At 68.0% G+C, this 25049-nt stretch carries 22 protein-coding genes, 7 tRNA genes and 3 pseudogenes; 19 read left to right on the top strand and 13 right to left on the bottom strand.

Going from position 1 to position 25049, the window contains the following annotated elements; translation table 11 throughout:
• Positions 1-186: 186 nt before the first annotated feature.
• The 5 genes from QM809_RS14715 to QM809_RS14695 form a co-directional block, all read right to left on the bottom strand.
• Complete coding sequence (locus QM809_RS14715) at positions 187-612, bottom strand: hypothetical protein (RefSeq protein WP_415046471.1); 426 nt, start codon at positions 610-612, stop codon at positions 187-189.
• A gap of 44 nt (positions 613-656) precedes the next feature.
• The gene (locus QM809_RS14710) at positions 657-1583 is read right to left on the bottom strand and encodes a cutinase family protein (RefSeq protein ID WP_415046470.1); all 927 of its coding nucleotides are present in this window, start codon (positions 1581-1583) and stop codon (positions 657-659) included.
• 276 nt (positions 1584-1859) lie between these two features.
• Positions 1860-2537: a heavy metal-binding domain-containing protein gene (locus QM809_RS14705; protein WP_415046469.1), complete on the bottom strand. Its 678-nt coding sequence runs from the start codon at positions 2535-2537 to the stop codon at positions 1860-1862.
• Positions 2538-2592: 55 nt separating this feature from the next.
• Positions 2593-2892, bottom strand: coding sequence for a helix-turn-helix domain-containing protein (locus tag QM809_RS14700; protein WP_415046468.1), 300 nt, complete (start codon positions 2890-2892; stop codon positions 2593-2595).
• 292 nt (positions 2893-3184) lie between these two features.
• The gene (locus QM809_RS14695; protein ID WP_415046467.1) at positions 3185-3754 is read right to left on the bottom strand and encodes a recombinase family protein; all 570 of its coding nucleotides are present in this window, start codon (positions 3752-3754) and stop codon (positions 3185-3187) included.
• Between the two features lie 194 nt (positions 3755-3948).
• On the opposite strand from QM809_RS14695, the gene QM809_RS14690 reads away from it, so the two are divergent.
• The 3 genes from QM809_RS14690 (at position 3949) to QM809_RS14680 (ending at position 7018) form a co-directional block, all read left to right on the top strand.
• A complete protein-coding gene (locus QM809_RS14690) occupies positions 3949-4977 on the top strand; it encodes a hypothetical protein (RefSeq protein ID WP_415046466.1) in 1029 nt (342 codons plus the stop codon).
• Positions 4978-5126: 149 nt separating this feature from the next.
• Positions 5127-5957 carry an HNH endonuclease gene (locus QM809_RS14685; RefSeq protein ID WP_415046465.1) on the top strand — a complete coding sequence of 277 codons (831 nt, stop codon included), beginning with the start codon at positions 5127-5129 and terminating at the stop codon, positions 5955-5957.
• A gap of 230 nt (positions 5958-6187) precedes the next feature.
• Positions 6188-7018, top strand: coding sequence for a hypothetical protein (locus QM809_RS14680; protein WP_415046464.1), 831 nt, complete (start codon positions 6188-6190; stop codon positions 7016-7018).
• A gap of 200 nt (positions 7019-7218) precedes the next feature.
• Here the strand turns inward: QM809_RS14680 and QM809_RS14675 are convergent, their stop codons facing one another.
• The 6 genes and pseudogenes from QM809_RS14675 to QM809_RS14650 all read right to left on the bottom strand — a co-directional run bounded on the left by QM809_RS14675 (position 7219) and on the right by QM809_RS14650 (position 10719).
• Entirely contained in the window at positions 7219-7959 is a 741-nt protein-coding gene (locus QM809_RS14675) for a hypothetical protein (protein ID WP_415046463.1), read from the bottom strand.
• A gap of 421 nt (positions 7960-8380) precedes the next feature.
• Positions 8381-9154, bottom strand: a pseudogene (locus QM809_RS14670) (DNA-binding protein); the annotation flags it as partial.
• Between the two features lie 43 nt (positions 9155-9197).
• Complete coding sequence (locus QM809_RS14665; RefSeq protein WP_415047147.1) at positions 9198-9374, bottom strand: hypothetical protein; 177 nt, start codon at positions 9372-9374, stop codon at positions 9198-9200.
• Between the two features lie 150 nt (positions 9375-9524).
• On the bottom strand, positions 9525-9974 hold the full coding sequence (locus QM809_RS14660) for an antirestriction protein ArdA (protein ID WP_415046462.1): 450 nt from the start codon (positions 9972-9974) through the stop codon (positions 9525-9527).
• 155 nt (positions 9975-10129) lie between these two features.
• Positions 10130-10360 (bottom strand): helix-turn-helix domain-containing protein, encoded by a 231-nt coding sequence (locus QM809_RS14655; RefSeq protein WP_415046461.1) that lies wholly within the window; start codon positions 10358-10360, stop codon positions 10130-10132.
• Positions 10361-10647: 287 nt separating this feature from the next.
• Positions 10648-10719 (bottom strand) — tRNA-Val (locus tag QM809_RS14650).
• 589 nt (positions 10720-11308) lie between these two features.
• Here QM809_RS14650 and QM809_RS14645 point away from each other — a divergent pair.
• The 8 genes and pseudogenes from QM809_RS14645 to QM809_RS14610 all read left to right on the top strand — a co-directional run.
• A tRNA-Gly gene (locus QM809_RS14645) sits at positions 11309-11381 on the top strand.
• Positions 11382-11432: 51 nt separating this feature from the next.
• Positions 11433-11506 (top strand) — tRNA-Cys (locus tag QM809_RS14640).
• A gap of 22 nt (positions 11507-11528) precedes the next feature.
• Positions 11529-11603: transfer RNA gene (locus tag QM809_RS14635), tRNA-Val, on the top strand.
• Between the two features lie 654 nt (positions 11604-12257).
• Positions 12258-12330: transfer RNA gene (locus tag QM809_RS14630), tRNA-Gly, on the top strand.
• Positions 12331-12393: 63 nt separating this feature from the next.
• Positions 12394-12467: transfer RNA gene (locus QM809_RS14625), tRNA-Cys, on the top strand.
• Between the two features lie 25 nt (positions 12468-12492).
• A tRNA-Val gene (locus tag QM809_RS14620) sits at positions 12493-12567 on the top strand.
• An 85-nt stretch (positions 12568-12652) separates the two neighbouring features.
• Positions 12653-13252, top strand: coding sequence for a DUF1990 domain-containing protein (locus QM809_RS14615; RefSeq protein ID WP_415046460.1), 600 nt, complete (start codon positions 12653-12655; stop codon positions 13250-13252).
• A 323-nt stretch (positions 13253-13575) separates the two neighbouring features.
• Positions 13576-14157: pseudogene (locus QM809_RS14610) on the top strand (dihydrofolate reductase family protein); the annotation flags it as partial.
• Positions 14158-14382: 225 nt separating this feature from the next.
• Here QM809_RS14610 and QM809_RS14605 read toward each other — a convergent pair.
• The gene (locus QM809_RS14605) at positions 14383-15507 is read right to left on the bottom strand and encodes an alpha/beta hydrolase (RefSeq protein ID WP_415046459.1); all 1125 of its coding nucleotides are present in this window, start codon (positions 15505-15507) and stop codon (positions 14383-14385) included.
• Positions 15508-15512: 5 nt separating this feature from the next.
• Positions 15513-16173: pseudogene (locus QM809_RS14600) on the bottom strand (alpha/beta hydrolase fold domain-containing protein).
• Positions 16174-16827: 654 nt separating this feature from the next.
• Here QM809_RS14600 and QM809_RS14595 point away from each other — a divergent pair.
• The 8 genes from QM809_RS14595 (at position 16828) to pdxS (ending at position 25041) form a co-directional block, all read left to right on the top strand.
• Positions 16828-18153 carry a glycosyltransferase 87 family protein gene (locus QM809_RS14595; RefSeq protein ID WP_415046458.1) on the top strand — a complete coding sequence of 442 codons (1326 nt, stop codon included), beginning with the start codon at positions 16828-16830 and terminating at the stop codon, positions 18151-18153.
• A gap of 39 nt (positions 18154-18192) precedes the next feature.
• Positions 18193-20271, top strand: coding sequence for a threonine--tRNA ligase (thrS, locus tag QM809_RS14590; protein ID WP_415046457.1), 2079 nt, complete (start codon positions 18193-18195; stop codon positions 20269-20271).
• Positions 20268-20804: an HIT family protein gene (locus QM809_RS14585; protein WP_415046456.1), complete on the top strand. Its 537-nt coding sequence runs from the start codon at positions 20268-20270 to the stop codon at positions 20802-20804. The genes thrS and QM809_RS14585 overlap by 4 nt, the downstream gene beginning before the upstream one ends.
• Positions 20801-21460, top strand: a complete 660-nt coding sequence (gene pgsA / locus QM809_RS14580) for a phosphatidylinositol phosphate synthase (protein ID WP_415046455.1) — start codon at positions 20801-20803, stop codon at positions 21458-21460. The genes QM809_RS14585 and pgsA overlap by 4 nt, the downstream gene beginning before the upstream one ends.
• Before the next feature lie 4 nt (positions 21461-21464).
• Positions 21465-22364 carry a phosphatidylinositol mannoside acyltransferase gene (locus tag QM809_RS14575; RefSeq protein ID WP_415046454.1) on the top strand — a complete coding sequence of 300 codons (900 nt, stop codon included), beginning with the start codon at positions 21465-21467 and terminating at the stop codon, positions 22362-22364.
• On the top strand, positions 22361-23485 hold the full coding sequence (locus tag QM809_RS14570; protein ID WP_415046453.1) for a glycosyltransferase family 4 protein: 1125 nt from the start codon (positions 22361-22363) through the stop codon (positions 23483-23485). Before QM809_RS14575 ends, QM809_RS14570 begins: the two co-directional genes overlap by 4 nt.
• Complete coding sequence (locus QM809_RS14565; protein WP_415046452.1) at positions 23485-24000, top strand: NUDIX hydrolase; 516 nt, start codon at positions 23485-23487, stop codon at positions 23998-24000. The genes QM809_RS14570 and QM809_RS14565 overlap by 1 nt, the downstream gene beginning before the upstream one ends.
• Positions 24001-24135: 135 nt before the next feature.
• Complete coding sequence (gene pdxS / locus QM809_RS14560) at positions 24136-25041, top strand: pyridoxal 5'-phosphate synthase lyase subunit PdxS (RefSeq protein ID WP_415046451.1); 906 nt, start codon at positions 24136-24138, stop codon at positions 25039-25041.
• The last annotated feature ends 8 nt before the right edge of the window (positions 25042-25049 follow it).

The following is a 25049-nucleotide window of genomic DNA, read 5'->3' as shown; positions in this document are numbered from 1 at the left end:
ACTCTGTTCACTTCTCATGTGATTAGTGATTCTAGTCATATATTAGGCGAGCCGAAGGAGTGTCGCTGTCCCCTAATTCGGGGGACAGTCATCGCATTGAGGTTTCGCAAAGGTGGTGCCGTCGTCGGTCATTCAGTGACGATTTCGAAGACCTTGATGCCGACACCATGGATTGAATAATTCGATTCATGACCGAGGAAGGCCCCCGTGACCGCGTAGGTCACGGGGGCCTTCGAGTGCGTGGGGGCAGCGTCGCGGGACAAGGATGACGTGGCCGACGGAGACGGCGCCGAGTTTCATCTCGCCGCGGTAGGAGCGGCCGCGTTTGATCAGGTGGATCGGCTGGGATCCGCGCTGGGTCGTCCAGCCTCCGTCGCGGGTGTGGCGGAGGCTGGTGACGGTGCGGGGTTGTCCGGCCGGGTAGGTGATCAGGGTGTTTCCGCGGACCACGGCCGGGGCGGAGTGGGGGACGACGCCGTAGGCGTACGCGGTGTAGGTGTAGCGGCCGGAGTCGATCCGTGCCGAGGCGTCGCCGGCGCCGACGGTGGTTCCGGTGACGGCCGCGGTGCCGATGATCAGGCCTGCCGCGGCGGCGGTGGTGAGCTTCTTCATGAGGTTCCTTCTTTCTACGGGGGTCGGGTGACTGGTGCTCGCGGCTACCGTGTGATCCGTTCTCGGATGAACAGTCGCCAGTCGGCGGGGTCGTAGCTTGTGTGCGCATTCAGTTCGCTGACCTCGTTGAACGAGAACCATGCGAAGGCGCATACCGGGTCGCCGTCGGAGCAGGCCGATCCCAGTCGGTCGGCCCACTCGGCCGAGAACGGCTCTGGACTGGCGCCGCTGAACGAGGTGAACCCGGAATATTGAGCGATGCCTCGGGATTTCTTCGGTGTGTCGGATTTCTGGTAAGTCCCCACGTAAGGGTCTTGTGACTGAGGCAGCCGGTCACCGTCGCCGACCATGACTCCGGCGACGATCTTCTCGTCCGGATCGACGCGGTGCAGTGCCCGGTGTACGGCCATCGCGCCTTGGGAGTAGCCGGCGACGACGATCTTGGAATCTCGGCATCGGAGCGCGCCCTTGATCTCCTCGGTGGTGGCATCGGCTCCGGCTGAGATCGACTCGAAGTACGGTTTGAGCGGGGAAGGGTCGAACTGATTTTTCTTGTATACGTCTAGTGCGATCTTCGCGGTCTCCAGGAAGGGGACCTCGTCGGCCGGGTACTCCACGGGTCGCAGTTCGGCGCTCAGGCCCGCGGCGTCGGCATCGGCTTTGAGATTCAGCCAGGTCTGGTACATCTCCCGGCCGATGTCGCCGTTCTCGCCCGGGTTCGTTCGTTGCCCCGAGCCGGCCGCGCCGATGAACACGACGTCGGCGCAGTTCGTCGACGTGCCGGTGCCGGCGACGATGCCGATCAGCAGGACGAGCAGGACCGCGAGTCCGGCGCCGCCGAAGATCAGGATCTTCTTGCTGAAGCGTCTCGTCGGTCCGGGCGGTGTGGGCGGGGCCGGGTGCTGGTGAGGAAAGGTTCCGCTGGGGGTGATCGGTGGCTGGTGCGGCGTATGGGGGTGATACGACCGCATCTCGAGGTTGAGACAACGGTGCGGTGCTGGCCAGCGCGTTCAGTGTCTGCTCGGTGATGGGTGAGGACGGGTCGGCGCGCAGGGCGTCGTAGGCCTGCTTCTTAGCGGGATCGCCGAGGATGGCGAGTGCTCGCTGTAGGTAGAGCTGATCTGATCCGGGCGGTGTGTTTCTGATCATCTGGTGCAGGTGACCGGTGAGGACGTGTGATGGTGCGCCGGGGTCGAGATTGAGTGTGTGGTAGAGGTCTGTCGGTGACGGTGAGGTCATCGTTTCTCCTAGTCGGTGGCGCTGGGTGGACCGAGTCGGACGGCGATTCCGGTGACGTCGGTGGTGATCGAGGTGAGGCTGAAGCCGAGTGCGAGGTCGAGGTTCTCGGTCGTGAAGTTGATGCTGAAGCTGATGATTGCGTCGGCGCCGAGTTCGAGAGCGTGTTCGGTGAGCTCTTCTATTGCGAATGCGCGTGAGCGGGCGCAGGCTTCGCGGTACGGCAGAAGCGCGGTGTTGACGTCGGTCTGGCGTCTCCGGAGCTGGGTGAAGGTGGCTTTGACCTCTTTGAGAATGCTCTGGATGACGATGCCGTGACCGTCGATGGGACCGAGGTGCTCCACGACGGTGCGTCCGGCGAACTCTTCAGTCCCGGTGATCTTGATCGGTGGCTGGTTCGGCGACGGTGGTGTCGGGGGCGGTACGGGTGCCGGGTCCTGCAACGAGATGCCGGCCATCGCCGCGAGTGCCTGTTCGGTGACCTGGATGGTCGGGTTGGCGGCCAGGACGTCGTAGGAGGCCCGACGTGCGGGATCTCCGAGAATCGCACGCGCGATCTCTATGCGTTGACGGGCCGCGGTGTCCCACTGGCCGAGCTGGTCCAGTCGTGCGGTGAGCTGCTGTGCGAGCTCGGGCGATTGGTGTCGCCGGTCCAGGCCGTACGCGGCGTACAGGTCTATTCCAGGCATGTGAAGTGAACCCCCTCGGTGGTGAAGGGGGAGGAAATGCTCAGGTCACGGGGCGTTACTTCTCAGGCTTGAGGGTCTCGGCGGCGGCCTCGTCGGCTTCGGCTATGAGATAGAGCGCGCTGGGGCGCACGCCGAGTGCGCGAGCCAGGTCCCAGATCCGGTCGCTGCTGATGGACGCCTCGCCGCTCTCCACCCGTGCGATCGCCGACCGGGAGAGTCCGGCCTTCTCGGCGAGCTGGTGCTGGGTGAGTCCGGCGGCGCATCGTGCCGAGGCCAGTGCGGCGGCGAGCGCCCGCCTACGCACGATGCGCTCCCGTCGCCGCTGCGGCGTGAGATTGCTGTCCGGCGCGGGCATGACCCCAGTCTGACACGTCAGATGCCCGTGATGATCTGCGCATAGCCTCCCCTCAATAAGAAATGTAGCTCTAGAGCTACATCGCTTAGATTGCTGGATGATCCAGAGATGCGCAAGGCGGTGCGCCCGATGTCCTCCGAATGGGGGGCGTTTCCGGGAAGAACATCGAGGTGGTGCGAGTTGGCCCGAGAGCCTGCGCCTTTGTCCGGGTCTTCTCTGGCTTCCTCCGGCGCGCTTGCATTTGGTAGCTCTAGAGCTACAATATCGACTCGCTGGAAGACTCAGCGGGAGGTTACGCCGATGTCGCCTTCTCGCTGGCGAGCACCTTGTGAACGGTGCCGACCGAGACGCCGACACCGGCGGCGATCTGGCGGATCGACTCGTCGCGGTCACGCCGGGCCCAGATCGCCGCGCGCTTGTCGTCGTCGACCACGCTCGGCCGGCCGCCGACCCTGCCGCGACGGCGCGCGGCCTCCAATCCGGACTTGGTCTTACGGCTGATGTCGCGGCGCCGGTCCTCGGCCAGGGCGAGCGCCAGGTCCAGGATCAGTGACCGCTCGGTGTGCTCGCCGGCCGCGACACCGTCGAGCACCCTGACACCGACGCCGCGCTCGAACAGGTCGTTCAAGACGATCAGCCCTTCGAGCAGGTTGCGGCCGAGGCAGTCGACCTCCAGCACGGTGAGCAGGTCGCCGGGCCGCAGGTACTCCAGCGCCGCAGTCAGGCCGGGCCGGTCGTCGACGGCGAGCTTGCCGGAGACCTTCTCCTCGAAGACCTTGACGCAGATGCCATCCAGCGCGTCATGCTGCCGGCGGGTCTCCTGTTCGACGGTGCTCACACGCACCAGTCCGACGAGCGCCATGCGCCCCCTCCGTTCAACAAACCCGTTCAACTACTGGGGTCGAGCTTACCAGCAAATGAACGGGTTTATGAACATTTGGGCGGGGTTCTGAGACGTGCTGGCAGGGGTGTTCGGGATGTTCAGCCAATGACCGTTTGTTGAACGGAGGTCTGGGGAGCGGCGCGGGTGCGTCCGCGCATGAAAGGATCAGCGTCATGACCCAGCCGCAGAATGCCCCCGCAGCGATCGTCTACCAGAACTCGGACTTCGTTGGCTCCCTGACACAGGCGGTTACCGGCGGTGGGCTCGCCCAATCGGGTGAGACCGAGTTCACCGACGGCACCAACAGCTCGAGCGATCTCGAGAAGGGCTTCGATGCGCAAGGCAGTGGTGAGGTGAAGTTGCCGGGCGCCGCGAGTCTTACCGGCAGGCTTGGGGGGAAACGCGCTCGCACCGTCGGCACGTCCGAGGAGCACCACCGCCGTCACCGCCTGGAGATGTCGTACGACATCAGTTACCACTTGCACCAGCTCCGGTCCTTGCTCGCTGAGCAGACTAAGACGGTGTCCAGCAAGGCATCGGCGGAAGGTCTCGTCACCGGCGACATCGTCACCTTCACCGGACGGCTGGAGCCTGACCCGATCAGTGCTGTGCTCGACATCGCCAGCCCGGATCTGGCAGCCGAGATCGCGCGGTATGTAGCGCGCCGGAAACGCCTGCAGGTGACCGGCGACGTTTTCGATGTCGAAGAACTCAAGGCGTCGTGGGAAAGCGCCGAGCAGTCTGCAACCACGAACGCGGACCTGGCGCGGGCGGTGACCTCTGCTCTGCACACCGACTTTCGGCGCAACACCACGATCGAGTATCACGCCACCATCGCCGACGGTTTGACCGGCATCGTCGTGTGCGAGAACGAACACTTCGTGACTGCCGACCCAGACCGATTGCTGGACGGCGAGTTCACGGTGCTGGGCAAGGTCGTCACCTCACCGGAGACTGATACTCCAGTGCTGCGAAAGAACAAGCTCCTGCGTAGGTTGAACCCGCAGTGGGTTGCCTGGCTCTTCGACCAGATCGGGTCCAACGACTACTTCGAGAGCGACGAGTCGTACCAGAACTTCTTATCGACGATCAGTGTCGACGGTGACGACGAGCCTGAAGAGGTGCCGCCGATCGACCTCAAGTTCCCGGCGATCATCGAAGGCGTCTCATTCGTGGTCCTCCCGGTCGCGATCTTCGCCTGACGTCGAGGAGTGCCCGACAAGGCTCTAGGGCCTCAGCGTGAGCGAGTCCGAGTGCTCGGTGCCGACTTTGCATTGACGCGCGGTCCATCACCGCACGATGTCCGAGCAGGGTGTACCCGTGTGTTACGAACGGCTGTTCGAGGGCGGTGGTGGACGGACCAGCGCTGTCGGACGCCCATGGCACAGTGATTACCGTGGCAACGAGACGTGACCCCGAAGAAACCGTCGAACTGACGAGGCAGTACGGCCTGTGGAACTCGGCCCGGCACTTCTGCTGGAACCACGCGATCCCCGAGGCCGAGAGCGACGACGTCGACGCTCTCGCGGCGTACTGGGCGAAACTCCGAGACGATGTGAGGGAGCGCCGTATCGCGAGGAAGGTCAACATCGCCGCCGATCAGGGGGTGATCGCGGAGATGATCGATGGAGTGTGGATTCCTCGCTACTTCGCGGTCGAGCCTGGCGTCGCCGAGGAGATCACCGGACGAAAGCGGCGAGTGAAGGGCATCGAGTGCCTAGGCCAAGCCGGCACCTACGGCGCAGCGAGGTGCAACAACAAGTGGTATGGCACTTCCAGTGCCGATTTCAGCGATGCGGACTGCCCACTCGTCACCATCGACCTGGACGCCGACTCGACTGAGCCTGAGCTGGAGGCGGCCATCGCGCTCGGAGATGAGATCGAGCGAAGGTACGCCGAGCGGGTCGTGCGGCAGCGGCTCCACCAGCCCGAGCTTCGCAAGATGAGCCTGGAGCATCACGGGACCGCTTGCGCGTACTGCGGCATGGACGTTCCGCAGATCGTCGAAGCGGCCCATCTGGTGGCCGATTCCGAAGGCGGTGCGGCGAGCGTGGAGAACACGCGGCCGATGTGCCCGAACCACCACCGGGCCTTCGATGTCGGACTCCTGGTCTGGGACGGAAATCGGTTCGAGTCGGTCGACGGCGCTCCGTCGGTGGGGCCGGCTCCGGACTGGGCGTAGACCTCTCGTCGTATCGCAACGGGTCCCGTAGCCGTACGCGGACCCGTACGCCCCTTGCGAGACTCGGCGAGCTGGGCGGACGGCGGTCGAGGGACGGTGCCGACATTGTCTCGCTGGACGGTCGGCTTGCGGGACGTGCGAAAACGTCAGACCCGCGCCTGCCGCTTGCGGCCGGCGCGGTGTCGACGCGCCTCCCGGATGGGTGCGCTTGGCCTGAATAGGCTGAGGGCATGACGGTAGCGGTGTTGGTGAAGGTGCACGATGGGCTTGTCTTGGCGGCAGACTCGGCGACGACGTTGAGGCTGGACGACAACTCAGCGCAGGTCTATAACAACGCCGACAAGATCATCCAGCTGCACCGGAATCTCCCGCTGGCCATGATGACCTGGGGCCTGGGCCAGATCGGCGACGCGAGCGTGTCCACGGCTGGGAAGGACCTTCGCCGGCGGCTCATGGGCAAGACGAAGAAGTACGACGACTGGAAGCTCAAGAAACACAAGTACACGGTCGAGCAGGTGGTGGACCGACTCGTCGATATGTTTCACGAACGCATAGGCAAGATGGATCTACCGGCTGACGATCCCAACAGCGTGCTGGGCGTTCTCGTCTGCGGCTATTCGGCAGGCTGCGACCACGCCGAGGCGTATCAGGTGATGCTGGGTCCCGGTGAGCCATCGATCGAGAAGGTGGCGGCGACCGGCGATTTCGGGTGGATCGCATTCGCGCAGGCTGTGGCGACGAATCGCCTGTTCTACGGCATCGATCCGATCTTGATGGCGCGCATCGAGAAGCTGGTGCCGGAGGATCGCCACGAAGAGCTGGCCGAGGCCCTGAAGGAGCAGTTCAGGCAGCCGGTGTTCCGGGCCATGCCGTTCCCGGACGCGATCGCGCTGGCGAAGTTCCTGGTGGAAGTTACCGCTGGGTATTCTCACTTCCTGCTGGGCCCGGATACAGTGGGGGGACCGATCGACGTGGCGAGCGTCAATCGGCACGAAGGGTTTAAGTGGATCAATCGCAAGCACTACTATTCATCTGAACTGAACCCAGGAGGCTCCCGATGATGAACAACAGCTCGAAGACATCAGCGATGGGCAAGTCGACTCCGCGCTCGGTTCAGCGCGGGGCGCCTGCCCCTGATCCCCGGGTTCGCACCGGGACGATGGGCCGGTCGATGGTCGGGTTGGCAGCGCCGCAGGCGCCGAGGCCGAAGAAGAACTGACCTCAGAGGCACCGAAGAGGCCGCTGCCTGTTGGCAGCGGCCTCAGTCGTCTGCGGGCTTGCGCTCGGGGAAGGTGAAGCCGAAGCCCGTGCCCTGAGCGGAGTCGGCCGGGTCGGGAGCGGTCGGGTCCTCGACGTCGGCGTCGGCGAAGAGCTGCGCGCGGTCGGCGGCCGACATGAAGAGGATGTCGGATAGGGCCTTGACGGCGTCCGGGATCGACGAATCGAGCAAGGCGCCGGTCTTCTCGGGCAGTACGCCAGCTTCTTGCAGATCGTAGATCGTCTTGAGCATCCGGTCCGGCAACGGCTCGGTGTTCCCGGTTGGGATGCCGTCGAAGTCCGGCTCGGAGCGGTGCACCCGAAACGGTGCGTGGTAGGCGGCGCGTCGCAGGCGGTTCAGGCCGTCGTGGACCAGATGGATCGTGACGCCGACTACGTCGTCAGGCCTTGTCTTGGACCGCGAGTGCTGCGGCTCGGTCATGACGATGACGAGTGACCAGAGGCGCTTGATGAGGATGTCGGCGGCGAAGCGCACGTCGGGGTCGGGGTGCCCCTGCGACAGTGTGAACATCCGCGGTTCGACTCGGTCCCGCCAGTCGGCCTCCAGGTCCCTGGCCAGTTCCTCTTCGTGCTCCTTGTAGCCGTGGAGCGTAGCGATTCGCATCGCGTCCGGGTTCAGCCAGCGCTGGACCTCGACGACGGTGTCGATCGTGTCCTTGTGGAGCGATCGGATGAGTGCCCGGTACTCGGCGTCGAGCTGGGGGTTGGGCTCGGGAGCGGTCATCGGGCGCTCAGGTTGCTGTTCTTGAAACCAGCGGACGTCGTCACTGTCATGGATCGATCGTAGTGGGCGGGGCCGACAGCATCGGTGAGCGGCGGCGGCCCGGCGAAAAAAAGAACCCCGTGAGGGGTTCTCTCAAGTCCGTTGGTTCAGGTGGTCTTGCACGGCCAGATCAGCGCGAGCGTCTTGCGCAGTGTCTTGACCTCAGTCTCGGCCTTGCCCTGGGCCGACTCGGCGGCGTGGATGCGCTCAGTGGCGCGGGCCTCGGCCCAGTTGGAAGCCCGCTCGGCCTCGTGTGCCCGCTGATCGGCGTCGTCGCCGGTTCGCTGATTGCGCGGGAGCGAGGAGACGAGAAACCCCGGAGCCGTCGAGGCTCCGGGGGTTCTCTACTTATATAAGCGGAGCGATCGTGTGATGTAGGTCACTATTCGATGTTCTCGGTGCTGTCCACCGGCCGGAGCACGGCGAGCATCTCGCGCAGGGTCGCCGCCTCGGCCTCGACACGCTCCCGGGCCAGCTCGGCCGCCGTGGCGCGCTCGCCTGCCTCGGTCGCGGCCTGGCGCGCGGCAGTCAGCCCGGCGTCGGCCTCGGTGAGCCGCCTCGTCAGGTCGGCGACCTCGGCGCGGGCGCTCCGCAGCGCCTCGGCGGCATCGTCCCGGGTGGCGGTGACGGCGGCGAGCTGCTCGGCGACCTCGGCTCGGGCGGTCTGCTCGGCGGCCAGCTCCTTGCGCACGGCCTTGATCTCGCCGCCGATCTCGGCGTGGGCGATCTCGGCCGCACGGGCCGCCTCCTCGGCCCGGACCCGGGCGGCCTCGGCGATGCTCACGGTCGCCTCGTGGGTGCCGGCGGCTCGGCGCAGGTCCTCGGCCGCGCGCTCGGCGGCGTCGAACGCGACCCGCAGCTCGGACAGCTCGGTCGGGGTGGTGGCGAGGGCGGTCTCGGCCTTCTCCTGAGCGGCGATCGCGCGGTCGGCCTCGGCGTCGACGGCGGTGAGCTGAGCCTGATGCTCGGCGGCGAGCTGGTCGCGGGCGATGTCGAGGGCCTTCTCCCACAGGGGCCCGAGCGCGTCGACCAGCCCCTCGGGCATGGGTGCGGCTCCGCGCGCCGCCGCGGCGACCTCGCGGCGCTTGGCGCGGGCCCAGCCGGCCACGGTGGTCTGGCCGAAGCCGGTGAGGGTGCGCAGCCGGGCGTTCGTGGGCTCGGTGTCCCGGTCCGCTGGGCCGGGGGCGAGTGGTGCGGGGTCAGGCTCCGAGCAGGACGTAGACGGGGCTGAGTCCCAGCTCGTCGAGCAGCTCGTGGCTCCCGATGCCGTTGTACTCGGGGAAGCACTCGTCGACACGGGCACCTTGTGAGAGCTGTTCCCAGTCCGGCTCGCCGGCTCGGCGGTCGTGGTGGGTGTGCACGCGGCGGACGGTCACGGCCCGGAGCCCGGTACGGGCGGTGGTGTAGCCGATGGTGCGGCCCTGCTCGTGGGCGTCGGAGGCGATCTCGTCGTGCCAGGCCTCTGGGATCAGCTCGACGGCGACGTGGAACAGGTCGGTGCTGTCTGTTGTCCGTGGGGTCGCGCATCAGCGGTTCGCGAAGACGTAGATGGAGCAGTCGGGTGCGTCGACCACGGTGCACGACATCTCCAGGTCCCGGATCCACGAGTCCCAGTCGAAGTAGCGCACGACGTCGCGGTCTCCGTCGATGCCCTCGAAGAGACAGAGGTCCTCGGCCAGCTCGACGGCGTAGTCACGGAAGCTCGGCCAGCAGCCTCGGTACCGGTCCTCGAAGTCGCTCAGCGACGGCAGGTCGCTGTTCCCCTCGGCCAACGTAGCCACCGGAGCGCACCCAGGCGGCGACCACAGCTCCTCGCAGCCGGCGCGCTTCCAGCCCACGCCGGAGCCGCGGTGGACGGAGGCGAGGTCGACCTCGTCGGCCTCGGTGATGCCGTACCAATGGCCGACGAGACGGCCGCCGTTGTAGCAGGCCGGGCAGCCGATCCAGGCGCGCGGTTCGGTGACGGTGGTGGTCATGGTCTCTCCCTCGGACGAGCGGGCTCGGTCGAGGGCGTGACTCGCCGACGGCTCCGCCGACGGAGCGGGAAGGGAGGCGACCGCACGACTGATTGCGGTGGGGGAGGATCCGCAGACCCCGGTCGCAGACTTCGGGGCCGCGACCGGGGTGCGGGTCAGGCGTCGTCGCCGTAGATGTAGGTCCGAAGACTGCGGGCCGGGATCTGGACGATCCGCCCCTTCTTGCGGGGCCGGACGGTGGTCATCTCACCGGCGTTGATGAGGCGGTCGACGACGTCGACGGAGACGCCGAGACGGTCGGCGACCTCATCGCGGCGGAAGACGCGCAAGTCGCCGTAGAGTTCGCGCGGATGAGCGGAGCTATCAGAGGCAGAAACGGCAGGCACCGGACCGCTCCTTTCGGAGAGCGAGCGACAGTGCACACTAGGCGGGCCCGTTTGCCCTGTTTGTTTCCATAGCCGGGGTTTGCCTGACCCTCCCGGCAGGGAGTCGCACCCGGCGTGCACCGGGCACCAACGACGCTACCGAGTAACGGCGACAATCCGCAACCACCAGGGAGCCCACGTGAAGCCCACGGCCCACGCTGATCGTGAGGCCCACGCAGGGCTCACGTCCCACGAAATCGAGGGCTCAGAAAGCGAGAAAACCGCCTGTGACCAGGCGGTTTTCATTGTGGTCCCGGCTGGGATCGAACCAGCGACCTTCCCGGTGTGAACGGGACGCTCTTCCACTGAGCCACGGGACCGTGTCTGTGGTCTGCACTAGTGCTTCACACGAGAAACGAGATTACACATGGAACAGAGCGCGACCAAATCGCCTGGACAGGTGAGGTTTCGTGACGCCGAGGCGCCGCTGCACCGGGGCGGACTCTGGGGGAGGCGGGTGCGCCACAGGTGTCGTGACGGCGGCGGTCCGACGACTTCGGTCGGGGAGCGGGGACGGGTCCTCGAACTCGATCGCCGCTGCACCGGGCGGGCCCGCGGCTGTTCGTCGTGCCGTGTCTGCGTCGTCGTGCCATTCACGACCGGGGCAGGCGCTGAACCGAGGGCCGGGAAAGCGGTTGCAGACGGTGCGATGTGGCGTTCCCGCGATGAACAGGGGAGACGTCCAACGAGGCGAATTCGCGGGGAACGTCGACCGGGCAGGACCACGAGGGTGATTCGCCACGGTGATTCTTCGTGGTGAACGCCGAAATCGCTTGCGGGGCACGTCGACTCACTCGGGAGAGACGGAAAAATGTCTCTGACCAGCCGATTTGTGTATCCGGCGGGGTAGTGATTAATGTTCTATCTCGTTGGTGAGCGGGAGTCCACAAGACGGAAGTTCATCAGCGTGCGGATGTAGCGCAGCTGGTAGCGCATCACCTTGCCAAGGTGAGGGTCGCGGGTTCGAATCCCGTCATCCGCTCGGAGCGGGCCCCGTTGAGGGCCCGCGTTCTGCATGCGATCACTCGCCTGCGGTGACGTGGCCGAGTGGTGAGGCAACGGCCTGCAAAGCCGTGTACACGGGTTCGATTCCCGTCGTCACCTCCACCACGTACACAATTTCATTCCCGCGCGATTAGCTCAGTGGGAGAGCGCTTCCCTGACACGGAAGAGGTCACAAGTTCAATCCTTGTATCGCGCACCATATCCATACGGATGGGGACCCGGTGAATTCCGGGTCCCCATCCGTTTTTCGTCGATTCTGCGGTTCTCGCCGTTCGGTTCGTTCATTTCGAGATCGGCATGCCTCGTCGCTTGTTGTTCGTATCACTCGATTCACGGCTCACGGCTCACGGCTCACGGCGAGTGTCGGAAGTCGCAGTCGATGTTCCGGGGCGGTGTCGAGGCGGGGAGACTTCGACACCCGCTCGTCACTTCGTTCCTCGCGCGGCTCAGCCGGCGGATGATCCTCGTTCTCGGCGATGTTCCGGGGCTCAGCCGGCAGATGGTCCTGCCGCCTCGGTGGGTTCCGAGGTCCGACGGGCGAGCGAGTGGTCCTGCGTTCCTGGCGGGGATCCCGGGTTCAGTCGACAGATGAGGGCCTGGGCATGGTGAACATCACAGGAGGTGTCGTGCGGCAGACGAGGGGGTCGGCCGCGTGGATCCGTGGGTTCCTGCCCCGTCCGGGCGCCGAACGGGGCGGCGTCGACGTCGTCGAGGATGCGGACCGCAGTCGTACGAAAGCTTCTGACCAGGAGTTACCCGGAAGTTCACCGGCCGGTTTGCATTTCGGGAGACGGTCCCGCTAATGTTCTTCTCGCCGGTGAGACACAGCGTTCACAAGACGCTTCACCGACATGCGGATGTAGCGCAGCTGGTAGCGCATCACCTTGCCAAGGTGAGGGTCGCGGGTTCGAATCCCGTCATCCGCTCGGAGTGAGCCGGGCTCGCAGGGTTCTTCGCCACAGAAGATCCCCGCGAGCCTCTCCGCACCTGGTGGCGTGGCCGAGTGGTGAGGCAACGGCCTGCAAAGCCGTGCACACGGGTTCGATTCCCGTCGCCACCTCCACAAGCACGTCAACTTCATCAGACTCGCGCGATTAGCTCAGTGGGAGAGCGCTTCCCTGACACGGAAGAGGTCACAAGTTCAATCCTTGTATCGCGCACCAGACGAAAGCCCGGAGATTCTCCGGGCTTTCGTCGTCTACGGATCCCGAGTCCGATCCGGGGATCCGACAGTGGAGAGGAACGATGATGAACACCGAAGATCTCACCTACCCGGCCCCGGTGCACGGCGCCACGGCCCGCCTCGGCACCGATGAGCGACTGCGGGAAGTACTGGTGTACAACGGATTCCACATCGTCGAAGAGTCCGCCGTGGTCGGCCGCGGACAGCAGGTCTTCGAGCGCTGCGCCGACCGTCTGCTCGACGGCTCGGCCCACCGCCTCGCCGGAGCACCGCTGCGGCGGCCGAACGGCGACCGCGTCACCTCGTTCCACGCCGGCGACCGGGTCGACGTCCATCCGCTCGGCATCGGTGCCGCCGCAGCCGCCTCCCCCTGCCTCGTGCTCTGCGCCGAACGCACCGACCGCCGCGCCGAGATGATCTACGGCACGCTCCCGGGCCACCTGGAACGCGGCGAGGAACGCTTCGCGGTCACCATGGACGACGACGGTGCGGTGACCGTCACCGTCGCCGCCTTCTCCCGTCCCGGACACCCCCTCACCAAGGCCGCCGGCGCCGTGGGACGACGCCTACAGCGGGTGATGAGCCGCCGCTACGTGAACGCCATCGGCCGGGGGACCGGCGCGCCCCGGATCCGCCGCGGACGACTCCGAAAGCCCCGTCGATAGAGTCTCGCGGAGAGGGACGGCGGCGCCCCCCCGACTCGCGGCCTCGTTCCTCGGTGGATCCCGTGTCGTGATTCCTGCCGGACGGCGACGAGAATCACGACACCGATCCCGGACCCGGTCGAGGATGCTCGATCGAGGCGAGGACGTCCGACATCCCCGACCGGCGGCGGTCTTCCCGACGGCGGCATGAGACCCGGGCGGCTCCCGGTGCGCGCGGCGGCGGGACCCGGAGTGTCTCGGGGCCACCGGGAGCGTTCCTCTAGTGTCGGAGTCGGCCGCGTACGACGGTGTGCGCGGCGTCCACTCGCCCCCACGGAGGTTCGATGTCCCGTCCCACGGTGATCTGCCACATGCACACGCTGCTCAACGGGAAGATCGACGGCATCGCGAACCTCACCGCCGAGGGGATGGCCGCTCAACGGATCTACTTCGACCTCTTCCTGGGCCCGGACCGCTTCTATCGCGGGCATCGCGGCTGGATCAGCGGACGCGGCACCAGCGAGGCGATCCTCGGCGGCGCCCCCGCCCTGGACCTCGACGCCCTCGACCTGCCCGCCGAGGCGTTCCCCGTGCCGGCGGGCGACTTCGTCGCCGACCCGGACGCGCCGGTGTACTACTTCGCGGTCGACGGCGCGGGCACCCTGCCGTGGACGTCGAACGGCTTCGACTACTTCGACGTGCGACCGCACGTCGTCGCCCTGCTGTCGAATCGGGCGGCGGAGACGTACAAGGCGTACCTGCGGTCGATCGGGGTGTCGTACCTGATCGTCGGCGACGACCGCGTCGACATGGCGACGGCCGTCGCACGGATCGGCGAGGTGTTCGACGTCGACGAGGTGATCCTCGGCGGCGGCGCCAACCTCAACTGGTCGATGATCCGCGACGGCCTGTGCGACGAGGTCAGCATCCTGCTGATGCCGCTGGCCGACGGCGAGAACCACACGAACTCGCTGTTCGAGGCGAACGAGAAGTACTCCGCGGCCGTCCCGGTGGCGTTCTCCCCGCTCGGCGCCGAACCGATGTCCGACGGGAGCATCTCGGCTGCGGTACCGCGTCGACGGCCCCACCGAGTGAGAAGGCCCCGCCGCGTCGTCGGGATCCATCGGGGAGAAGCCCTCAGACGGTCGCGCTCAGAGGCCGACGTTCTCGACCGAGGGCACCTCGTCGGCCGGGGTCACGTTCTCCGCGGCCAACTCGGCGAGCGCACGGAACACCCGCTTGGAGGCCTCCGACGCGGGCAGGAGCAGCGGGAAGACGTGGAACATGCCCTCCTCCTCCATCGCCTTCAACAGCAGACCCGCTCCGCGGAGCCGCTCGGCGAACGCCCGGCAGCTGTCCCGGAACATCTCCTCGCCGCCCCAACACAGGAAGGTGGGCGGGAACCACTCCGGATCGGGGTGGGCGTAGCGCGTCGATACCCGATCGTCGCCGGGCTGCAGGGCGCCCTTCAGATACGGCGCCACCGGGATGCTCCACGGAAGCACGTCCGACCGGGCGTTCTCGACGACGGAGTCGTCGCTCAGATCCAGATCCACCTCGGGGGAGAACAGCGCCATCGCCGCCGGCCGCGGCAGCCCCTGCTCCCGGAGATGGATGACGAGCGACGTCGCCAGGCCGCCGCCCCCGGAGTCGCCGGCCAGGATCAGGTGCTCGGCGGGGATCCCGGAATCGAGGAAGGCGCGGTAGACGGCGGCGGCGTCGTGCATGCCCGCCGGATAGGGGAACTCCGGCGCCATCCGGTAGTCGGGGATGAAGATCCGGCAGCCGCTGAGCCGGACCAGCGCGGCGGCGAACATCGTGTACATCATCGGCGTCGTCGCCACGTAGCCGCCGCCGTGCAGGTAGAGGATGGTCCCGCGGATCGCGATCGGATCGCCGCGGCGATCCACCTGGACGTCGTCCTTGGAGCGCACCCAGACGCCGTCGACGCCGCCGACCCGGTCCTTCTCGATCTCCACCCGGCCCACCCCGCCGACCACGGGCGGCAGCACGGCGGAGCAGACCTGGTCGAGCACCTTCTCCATCGCCCGGTACTCCTCGATGGGCAGGCTGAGCAGGTATCCCAGGAACGAGCGCACCGCCTGGCGGGTGACCGACCGGCCGATGTTGTCCAGGATCCCCGCCGGCCCCTGCCACGGACGTGCGAACGGCACCCGGGCGAGCCCGTTGACCATCGTGCCCACCAGCCCCGTCACCGCGAGGAACTTGATGGGCCCGGTGGCGACCTCGACGCCGTCCCTGTCTGCCATGACCATGGGCGTCAGCCTATTCCCCGGAACTGCGGCGCGGCCGGTTCGACCCGTTCGGCGGTGAGTCCGCGGAGCTCCTCCAGGACCCGTCTGGTCGCCTCGGACCACGGCATCAGGATCGGGAAGACGTGGAACATCCCGGGTTCCTCGATCGCCTTCACCGGCACGCCCGCCTCGCGGAGCCGTGCGACGTAGGCGCGGGTCCCGTCCCGGAACATCTCGTCCGACCCCCAGCAGACGAAGGTCGGCGGATACCACGCGGGATCCATCGTGGCGTTGACGGCCGAGACCCGCGCATCGCCGGGCTGCACACCCCGCAGGTAGGGCGCGACGGACAGGCTCCACGGGAGCACGTCGTTCGAGGCGTTCTCGGTGATCGACGGGCGCCCCAGATCCAGATCAACCTCCGGGGAGAAGAGCGCCATCGCCGCGGGTTCGGGGAGGTCCTCGTCGTGCAGGTACCGGACCAGCGAGGTGGCGAGTCCGCCGCCGCTCGAATCGCCGGCCAGGATCAGAATGCTCCGACGGGCACCGGCGCAGGAGTTCTCGGTAGACGTCGGCGACGTCGTGCAGGGCCGCAGGGAACGGGAACTCGGGCGCCTCCCGGAAGTCGGGGAGGAAGATCTCGCAGCCGGTGATCCGGACGAGCGCAGCGGCGAACAGCGAGTACATCATCGGCGTGGTGCCGAAGAAGCTGCCGCCGTGCAGGTAGAGGACGGTGCCGCGGATCGGGAGCGGGGCGCCGTCGTCGTCGGTCTGGACCCGCTCCTCGGCACGGCACCAGATGCCTTCGACGCCCGCGATCGTCTCGCGTTCGATCTCCACCCGGCCGAGCGTGCCGACGACGAGCGGGAACACCGTCGACACCGCGCGGTCGATGGTCCGCTCCATCGCGCGGAAGTCCTCGATCGGCAGCCCCAGCGAGTAGCCGGCCACGGTGCGGGCGGCCTGGCGGGTGATCGTGTGACCGATGTTGTCGAGCAGTCCCGACGGCCCCGCCCACGGTCTGCGGAACGGCACCCGGAGCAGCCCGTTGAGCACCGTCTCGGTGAGCCCGGTCATCGTGAAGAAGGCGTCCGCGCCCGTCGAACTCCGCACACCGTCTCTGTCGGCCATCACCATGGCGCCCAGTGTAAGTCGGGGGTACGACGACCCCCGGATGCATCGGCGGTTCCAAGGGGTCGGGCGCATCGGTGAATCCGCGGACTGCTCGTGTACGACGCATTCCGGACCCGCCCGCGCGCCCTCGTCGCGCCCGCGGCGCGACGGCGTAGCGTCGCCTCCGTGAGGATGGAGGCCGGTCCAGTCACGCACGAGGGTCCCGACGTGCGTTCGAGCACCGTCGTACCCGGGGATCCGCCGAGGCGCACGATCCCGGGCCCGGTGCTCGGCGTGCTCGGAGCGCTCGCCCTGGCGGCGCTGATCTGGCAGCTCGCGTTCTGGCCCTTCTGGGAGGTCTACGGGATCTGGGGCAACGGCGTCGACGCCCGGGTGTACCGCGGCGGCGGACGTGCGGTCCTCGGCCACGGCCCCCTGTACGACGGCCCGGTCTACAAGATCTGGCAGTTCACGTACACGCCGTTCGCGGCGATCCTGATGGTCCCGCTGGGGCTGATCGGGTCGGTGGCCGCGGTCGTCGTCGTGAAGTCGATCAGCGTGGTGTGCCTGATCCTGCTGGTGGCGATGACCCTGCGCGCGCTCGGTTTCCGGCGCGACGGGCGCTTCTGGTTCGCGACCGCCTCGGCATCGCTGGCCGCGACCCTCCTGGAACCGGTGCGGACCACGCTGTGGAACGGGCAGATCAACCTGATCATCGCGGTCCTGGTGGTCGGCTGTCTGACGCTGCCGCTCGGCCGGTGGCGGGGGATCGGGGTCGGACTGGCCGCCGGGATCAAACTGACGCCGTTGTTCTTCTGCTGCCATCTCGTCGCCACCCGGCAGTGGCGGGCGGTGGCGGTCGCGGTCGCGACCTTCGCCGGGACGATCCTGGTCGGGCTCGCGGTGCTGCGCGGGCAGGCCTGGGAGTACTGGACCGCCACCCTGCAGGACACCTCGCGGATCGGGCCGGTCGACGCGGTCGCGAACCAGTCACTCAACGGGTTCCTGGTCCGGCTCGGCGTCCTGGGTCTCTGGCACGCACCCGGCTGGCTCTGGCTTCCGGTGGGCACCGCCCTCGCGCTGCTCGCCCTGTACGCGGTGTGGCGGGCGCATCGGGCCGGGGCGACGATGCTCGCCGTGACGCTGGCCGGTCTCACCTCGTGCGCCGTGGCCCCGTTCTCGTGGGGGCATCACTGGGTGTGGATGGTGCCGCTGTTCCTGATCGTGCTGGTGCGTGCGAGCGATGCCGTGCAGCGCGCCCGGCCGCGGACCTGGTTCACCTGGCTCGTCGCGACCGGCGTGTTCGTCGCGGCGGTGGTGTGGCCGAGCCTGCGCACCGAGCCGAGCGGCGTCACCTGGTGGCAGTTCGGCCTGTTCCGCCTCCTGTGGCACCCGGATCCGCGCGGATGGGAGTGGGCCGGGTCGTTGTTCGCCTCCGCGGACTACCTGATCGTGTTTCTGACGACTCTCGCGGTCACGCTGTGGTGGACCCGGGGCGCCGACCCGATACGATTCAACGCGAACGCCGTCACCGTCGCGGAGACGGCGCGCTGAACCGAATTCGTCACCGAACGTCACCGAGGAGTCCGCACCGTGTCCGACCAAGCCCCCGAACGAGTCGCCCTGCCGGAATCCTTCCGGGTACCGGCAGGCACTACCGCGGGCGAGGCGATGCGCGAGCTCGATCTGCCGAACAGGGGTCCGCAGGCGATCGTCGTCGTCGCCGAAGCCGACGGCACCCTGCGTGATCTCTCGTGGGCGCCGGCCGCCGACACCGAGGTGTCGCCGGTGCCCGCCGACTCCGAGGCCGGTCGCAGCGTGATCCGCCACTCGGCCGCACACGTCCTCGCGCAGGCGGTGCAGAGCCTGAACCCGACCGCCAAGCTCGGCATCGGCCCGCCCATCACCGACGGCTTCTACTACGACTTCCAGGTGGACGACCCGTTCACCCCCGAGGACCTCAAGGCCCTCGAGAAGAAGATGAAGCAGATCATCAAGTCCGGTCAGCGGTTCTCGCGCCGGGTGTACGGGTCGAAGGACGCCGCCCGGGAGGAACTGGCCGGCGAGCCGTTCAAGCTCGAACTGATCGACGACAAGGGCGCCGCCGACGACGACGAGGTCATGGAGGTCGGCGGGGGAGAGCTCACCGCCTACGACAACCTCAACCCGCGCACCGGCGACCGCGTGTGGGGCGATCTCTGCCGCGGACCGCACGTCCCGACCACCAAGTACATCCCGGCGTTCAAGCTGACCCGCAGCTCGGCCGCCTACTGGCGCGGCGATCAGAGCCTGGCCGACCTGCAGCGCGTGTACGGCACCGCCTGGGAGTCGACCGAGGCGATGGACCTGTACCTCGACCGGCTGGCCGAGGCCGAGAAACGCGACCACCGCCGGCTGGGCAGCGAGCTGGACCTGTTCAGCTTCCCCGACGAACTCGGCTCGGGACTGCCGGTCTTCCACCCCAAGGGCGGCATCATCCGCCGCGAGATGGAGGACTACTCGCGCGAGCAGCACGCCGCCGCGGGCTACGAGTTCGTCAACACCCCGCACGTGACCAAGGGGCACCTGTTCGAGGTCTCCGGTCACCTCGACTGGTACGCCGAGGGCATGTTCCCGCCCATGCACCTGGACGCGGAGTACAACGACGACGGCACCGTGCGCAAACCCGGCCAGGACTACTACGTCAAGCCGATGAACTGCCCGATGCACAACCTCATCTACGCTTCGCGCGGCCGCAGCTACCGCGAACTGCCGCTGCGGCTGTTCGAGTTCGGTTCGGTGTACCGCTACGAGAAGTCCGGCGTGGTGCACGGCCTCACCCGCGCCCGCGGCTTCACCCAGGACGACGCGCACATCTTCTGCACCCAGGAGCAGATCGACGAGGAGCTCACCACCACGCTCCAGTTCGTGCTGCAGCTGCTCAAGGACTACGGCCTCGACGACTTCTACCTGGAGCTCTCCACCAAGGACCCGGTGAAGTACGTCGGCACCGACGAGGTCTGGGACGAGGCCACCGAGACGCTGCGCCGCGTCGGCGAGGCCTCCGGCCTGGAGCTGATCCCCGACCCCGAGGGCGCCGCGTTCTACGGCCCCAAGATCTCGGTCCAGGCCAAGGACGCGCTCGGCCGCACCTGGCAGATGTCGACGATCCAGCTCGACTTCAACCTGCCCGAGCGCTTCGACCTGGAGTACACCGCCTCCGACGGCACCAAGAAGCGCCCGGTGATGATCCACCGCGCCCTCTTCGGTTCCATCGAGCGGTTCTTCGGCGTGCTCACCGAGCACTACGCCGGCGCCTTCCCGGTCTGGCTCTCCCCGGTGCAGGTGGTCGGCATCCCGGTCGCCGAGGCCTTCGCCCCGCACCTGCAGACGGTGATCAACCGTCTCAAGGGCCGCCGGGTGCGCGCCGAGGTGGACCACTCCGACGACCGCATGCAGAAGAAGATCCGCAACCACACCACCGCCAAGGTGCCGTTCATGCTGCTGGCCGGTGAACGCGACGTCGAGGCCGCGGCGGTGAGCTTCCGGTTCCGCGACGGCACCCAGCTCAACGGCGTGCCGGTCGACGACGCCGTCGTGGCGATCGACGAGTGGGAGGAGTCGCGCCGCAACGACTCGCCGACCGCCGAGACCATGAAGGTCGTGCTCGAAGCCGCGCGGAAACGCCGATGAGCCCCGCCGATCAGCTCCAGCGGCTGTGGACGCCGCACCGGATGAGCTACATCACGTCCGAACAGCCCAGCACCGCCTCCGACGGCGGGGAGCTGACCGGTCACCCCTTCCTCGACATCCCCCGGATGACCGACGAGGACGGCCTCATCGTCGCCCGCGGCGAACAGGTGTACGCGGTACTGAACCTGTACCCGTACAACCCCGGGCACACGATGGTGGTGCCGTACCGTCAGGTCGCGGCGCTGGAGGATCTGACCCCGGCCGAGTCGGCCGAGCTGATGGCGTTCACGCAGCGGATGATCCGGGTGATCAAGTCGGTCTCGCACCCGGACGCGTTCAACGTCGGACTGAACCTCGGTTCGGCCGGCGGCGGTTCGCTCAGCGAACACCTGCACCAGCACATCGTGCCGCGCTGGACCGGGGACGCGAACTTCATCACCGTCGTCGGCGGCACCAAGGTGATCCCGCAGCTGCTCAAGGACACGCGGGAACTCCTGGCCGCGGCGTGGGACTCCTCGGAGGGGGCGCGGTGATCAGTTTCAAGGGCCGCGAACTGGTCTCCACCGTGACCAACCCGCTCGGCCGGTTCCTGCTGAAGCTCGGTCTCACCCCGGATCTGATGACGATCGTGGGCACCGTCGCCACGGTGGCCGCCGCGATCGGACTGTTCTCGCAGGGTCACCTGTTCGCCGGTGCGCTGGTGTGCTGGGCCTTCGTGATGTTCGACATGGTCGACGGTGCGATGGCCCGCCAGCGCGGCGGCGGCACCCGCTTCGGCTCGGTGCTCGACGCCACCTGCGACCGCATCGCCGACGGCGCGATCTTCGGCGCCCTGGCCTACTGGGCCGCGGTGCAGCGCCCGCACGGTCTGCTGCTGATCGCCACGCTGATCTGCCTGGTCACCTCGCAGGTGATCTCGTACGCCAAGGCGCGCGCGGAGGCGGCCGGTCTGCAGGGCGACGGCGGCCTCATCGAGCGGCCCGAACGGCTGATCATCGTGCTGGTCGGCGCCGGATTCACCACGTTCCCCGGACTGCACTGGTGGTGGTCGATCCACGTGGCGATGTGGGCGCTGGCGGTGCTCAGCGTCTTCACCGTCTGCCAGCGGATGTGGTCCATCTACACCTCGCCGGGCGCCCGGGACCTGATCCCGATCGCCGCGGCACCGGCGAACGACGACGAGGACTGATCACATGGCGCGCTGGCAGGAGACGGCGGCGGATCTGGGCTACCGCGCGGGCTGGGCGGCGGTGCGCTTCGCTCCCGAACGCGTCGCCCGGACCCTCTTCGACGGCGCGGGCGAGCTCGTCGGCCGGCGCGACGGCGGGCCGCGGCAGCTCCGCGCGAATCTGGCGCGGGTGCTCGGCACCACGCCCGAGGGCGTGCCCGATCGGCTCGTCGCCGAGGCGATGCGGTCGTACGCGCGGTACTGGCGCGAGGCCTTCCGGCTCCCGACCACCGATCCGGCGCGGATCGTCGCGAACACGTCGTTCTCGCCCGGCGGCCGCGAACTGGTCGCCGACTGCGTCGACTCCGGCCGGGGCGTCGTCTTCGCCCTGCCGCACTCGGGGAACTGGGACACCTGCGGGGTCTGGCTCGTCGCCCACTACGGGCGGTTCGCGACCGTCGCGGAACGTCTGCAGCCGGAGTCGCTGTTCGATCGGTTCGTCGAATACCGCGAATCGCTCGGTTTCGAGGTGTTCCCCCTCACCGGCGGTGAGCAGCCGCCGTTCGACGCGCTCGCGCAGCGCCTGCGCGCCGGCGGCATGGTCTGCCTGCTCGGCGACCGCGACCTGTCCCGGCACGGCGTCCCGGTGACCTTCTTCGGCGAACCGACCCGGATGCCCGCGGGCCCGGCGAAACTGGCGATCGAGACCGGCGCCCGCCTGCTGGCGATTCACCACAGCTACACCGGACCGGACACGTCGCTCATCCGGGTCGCCGAGGTCGACGTCGACGACGTGGCGGCCACCACCCAGCGCGTCGCGTCGGCGTTCGAGACGGGCATCGCGACCGCCCCGGCCGACTGGCACATGCTGCAGCCGCTGTGGGAGGCGGACTGGTCCGATCGGCGGCGGGAGAGCCTGTCGTGAAGATCGGCATGGTCTGCCCGTACTCGTTCGACGTCCCCGGCGGCGTCCAGGCCCACGTGATCGAACTGGCCGAGGTGTTCCTGCGCCGCGGCCACCAGGTGCGGGTGCTGGCCCCGGCGGCCCCGGAGACCGACCTCGCCGACTACGTCGACTCCGCGGGAAGAGCACTGGCCATCCCGTACAACGGCTCGGTCTCGCGGGTGAACTTCTCGCCGAAGGGCCTGCGTCGGGTGCGGCGCTGGATCGCCGACCACGAGTTCGACGTGCTCCACATCCACGAACCGAACGCGCCGAGTCTGTCGCTGCTCTCGCTGATGGTCGCCACCGGCCCGATCGTCACCACCTTTCATACCGCCACCACCAGATCGCTGTGGCTCGCGACCTTCGACGGCATGCTGCGCCAGTACCGGGAGCGGATCACCGGCAAGATCGCCGTCTCCGAGCTGGCCCGGCGCTGGCAGATGGAATCGCTCGGGAACGACGCCGTGGAGATCCCCAACGGCATCAACGTGGACCAGTTCGCCCGCGTCGAGCCGCTCGAGGGGTTCCCCCGCGAGGGGCGCACGCTGGTCTTCCTCGGTCGCTTCGACGAGCCGCGCAAGGGCATCGACATCCTGATGCGGGCGCTGCCGCGCATCGTCGAACGGTATCCCGACCTGACGGTGCTGGTGGTCGGCGGCGGCAACGAGGCCGCGCTGCGCCGCCGGGCCGGCGATCTGGCGCGGCACCTGACGTTCCTCGGTATGGTCGACGACGAGACCAAGGCCCGTGCCCTGCGCAGCGCCGACGTCTACATCGCCCCCAATCTGGGCGGCGAGAGCTTCGGCATCGTGCTGGTCGAGGCCATGGCCGCCGGCGCCGCGGTGGTCGCCAGCGACCTCGTCGCCTTCGCCCGGGTGCTCGACGACGGCGCCGCGGGCCGGCTGGTGGAGACCGGCTCGCCCGGTGCGCTCTCCGATGCGGTGATCGAACTGCTCGACGACGATCTGGCCCGCACCGAACTGGTCGCGCGCGGGCGTCTGCGCGCCGACCGGTACGACTGGTCGCGGGTCGCCGACCAGATCCTGAAGGTCTACGAGACCGTGACGCTGGGGGCCGATCCGGTCGTGGTGTCCGACTGATGACCGTTCCCGCAGAGGTCGCCGTCGTCGTCCTGATCGTCCTCGTCCTCATCGCACTGCTGTGGCCGGCGACCCTCGCCGCCACCCGGGCCACCCGCCTGCACCGCCTGAACGTCCGGGTGGATCTGTCGAGGACGTCGCTGGTGGCGGCGCTGGACCGTCGTGCCGTGGTGGCCCGGGCGATCGCCGCCTCGGCGAGCGATCCCGCGTTCGCCGGCCGTCTCACCTCGGCCGCGATCGCCGCCGAGGACGCGCTCCCGGGAGAGCGTGAACTCGCTGAGAACCACCTGGCGACCGTGCTCGCCCAGAGCGACCCCGCCGACCGGCCCGCGGCGCTCACCGCGGAACTGGCCGACGCGCAGGCCCGGATCAGCATCGCGCGACGCTTCTACAACGACTCGGTCCGCGACGCCCGGACTCTGGGTTCGCGGCGGATGGTCCGCTGGTTGCGGCTGGGCGGCCACGCGCCCCTGCCGGACTACTTCGAGATCAGTGAACGAGTGAGCCAGGACTGACCCACCTGGACCCGATCCGGAACGGATCGGGAATACTGGTCACGTTCGCGTACCGGGGATGAAGGTCCCAGCGGGGAGCGGACGGGCAATCCACGCGGCGCAGAGCCGTCGAATCGACACACCAGGAGCTACCGAGTGACCAACGAGTCCACGAACATTCCGACCACAGGCACGGCGCGCGTCAAGCGCGGAATGGCCGAGATGCTCAAGGGCGGCGTGATCATGGATGTGGTCACGCCCGAGCAGGCCAAGATCGCCGAGGACTCGGGCGCCGTGGCCGTCATGGCGCTCGAGCGCGTCCCGGCCGACATCCGGGCCCAGGGCGGCGTCTCCCGGATGAGCGACCCGGACATGATCGACGGCATCATCGAGGCCGTCTCGATCCCCGTCATGGCCAAGGCCCGTATCGGACACTTCGTCGAGGCGCAGATCCTGCAGAGCCTCGGCGTCGACTACATCGACGAGTCCGAGGTGCTCACCCCGGCCGACTACAGCAACCACATCGACAAGTTCGCCTTCACGGTGCCCTTCGTCTGCGGTGCCACGAATCTGGGTGAGGCGCTCCGCCGGATCACCGAGGGCGCGGCGATGATCCGCTCCAAGGGCGAGGCCGGCACCGGCGACGTCTCCAACGCCACCACCCACATGCGCAAGCTGCGCGACCAGATCCGTTGGCTCGGTTCGCTCCCGGAGGACGAGCTCTACGTGGCGGCCAAGGAGCTGCAGGCCCCGTACGACCTCGTCGTCGAGGTGGCCCGCGAGGGCAAGCTGCCGGTGACCCTGTTCACCGCGGGCGGCATCGCCACCCCGGCCGACGCGGCGATGATGATGCAGCTCGGTGCCGAGGGCGTGTTCGTCGGTTCGGGTATCTTCAAGTCGGGTAATCCGGCACAGCGTGCCGCTGCGATCGTCAAGGCGACCACCTTCCACGACGACCCCGACGTGCTGGCCGAGGTCTCGCGCGGGCTCGGTGAGGCGATGGTCGGCATCAACGTCGACGAGATCCCGCAGCCGCATCGTCTGGCAGAACGCGGCTGGTGACCGCCGGC

Source organism: Gordonia sp. (in: high G+C Gram-positive bacteria), assembly GCF_047600385.1.
In the GTDB taxonomy this organism is placed as follows: domain Bacteria; phylum Actinomycetota; class Actinomycetes; order Mycobacteriales; family Mycobacteriaceae; genus Gordonia.
This window is presented reverse-complemented; position numbering and strand designations above follow the sequence as displayed.

Bases quoted from the DNA above. Each gene is read 5' to 3' on its own strand.
- QM809_RS14715 (WP_415046471.1), bottom strand. From the start codon at position 612: ATGAAGAAGCTCACCACCGCCGCCGCGGCAGGCCTGATCATCGGCACC.
- QM809_RS14710 (WP_415046470.1), bottom strand. From the start codon at position 1,583: ATGCGGTCGTATCACCCCCATACGCCGCACCAGCCACCGATCACCCCC.
- QM809_RS14705 (WP_415046469.1), bottom strand. From the start codon at position 2,537: ATGCCTGGAATAGACCTGTACGCCGCGTACGGCCTGGACCGGCGACAC.
- QM809_RS14700 (WP_415046468.1), bottom strand. From the start codon at position 2,892: ATGCCCGCGCCGGACAGCAATCTCACGCCGCAGCGGCGACGGGAGCGC.
- QM809_RS14695 (WP_415046467.1), bottom strand. From the start codon at position 3,754: ATGGCGCTCGTCGGACTGGTGCGTGTGAGCACCGTCGAACAGGAGACC.
- QM809_RS14690 (WP_415046466.1), top strand. From the start codon at position 3,949: ATGACCCAGCCGCAGAATGCCCCCGCAGCGATCGTCTACCAGAACTCG.
- QM809_RS14680 (WP_415046464.1), top strand. From the start codon at position 6,188: ATGACGGTAGCGGTGTTGGTGAAGGTGCACGATGGGCTTGTCTTGGCG.
- QM809_RS14675 (WP_415046463.1), bottom strand. From the start codon at position 7,959: ATGACCGCTCCCGAGCCCAACCCCCAGCTCGACGCCGAGTACCGGGCA.
- QM809_RS14660 (WP_415046462.1), bottom strand. From the start codon at position 9,974: ATGACCACCACCGTCACCGAACCGCGCGCCTGGATCGGCTGCCCGGCC.
- QM809_RS14615 (WP_415046460.1), top strand. From the start codon at position 12,653: ATGAACACCGAAGATCTCACCTACCCGGCCCCGGTGCACGGCGCCACG.
- QM809_RS14605 (WP_415046459.1), bottom strand. From the start codon at position 15,507: ATGGTCATGGCAGACAGGGACGGCGTCGAGGTCGCCACCGGGCCCATC.
- QM809_RS14585 (WP_415046456.1), top strand. From the start codon at position 20,268: ATGAGCCCCGCCGATCAGCTCCAGCGGCTGTGGACGCCGCACCGGATG.
- QM809_RS14575 (WP_415046454.1), top strand. From the start codon at position 21,465: ATGGCGCGCTGGCAGGAGACGGCGGCGGATCTGGGCTACCGCGCGGGC.
- QM809_RS14565 (WP_415046452.1), top strand. From the start codon at position 23,485: ATGACCGTTCCCGCAGAGGTCGCCGTCGTCGTCCTGATCGTCCTCGTC.